The organism is Vibrio sp. 1069, from assembly GCF_033340555.1.
Genome location: NZ_JAWOWP010000907.1, coordinates 1 through 528 on the forward strand (window position 1 = coordinate 1; position 528 = coordinate 528).

The 528-nt window shown below is 47.7% G+C and carries 1 protein-coding gene; it reads left to right on the forward strand.

From position 1 onward, the window contains the following. A partial coding sequence (locus tag R7040_RS29745; RefSeq protein WP_318098087.1) for an MlaD family protein occupies positions 1 to 528 on the forward strand: 528 nt, incomplete at both ends.

Below are 528 nucleotides of genomic sequence, written 5' to 3' on the forward strand. Positions count from 1 at the left end.
AGATCATTTCGCAGTTCTGGATGTTCCACCGGTCGCTTCGCCTGACGCAGAAGGTCTGCGCATTGTCTTGACTCACCGTGAAGCAGGTAAGCTTGGTGTGGGTGACCCGGTTATTTATAAAGGCTTTACGGTTGGACGAGTAGAGAAAACCAGCTTTGACGTAGATACACGCCGTGCTCTTTACCAACTTTTCATCTTTAAGCCTTACGACAGTTTAGTGCGCACTCGCACCAAATTCTGGCTCAATTCAGGCCTCGATCTACAATTGAATGCGGAAGGATTTGAAGTGAAATTTGGCTCGCTTGAAAGCCTTCTTACTGGTGGCGTCACCTTTGATAGCATTCCTGGAATGGAGTCAGGCGAAGCTCTTACCAAAGACATGACGAACTTCCGTTTGTACGATGATGTTAAACAAGTACGCGAAGGCATGTACGACGAATACATCGAATTCGTAATGCTATTCGAAGAGTCCGTTCGTGGCCTAAAACGCAAAGCTCCGGTTGAATACCGAGGCCTGCGCATTGGTAC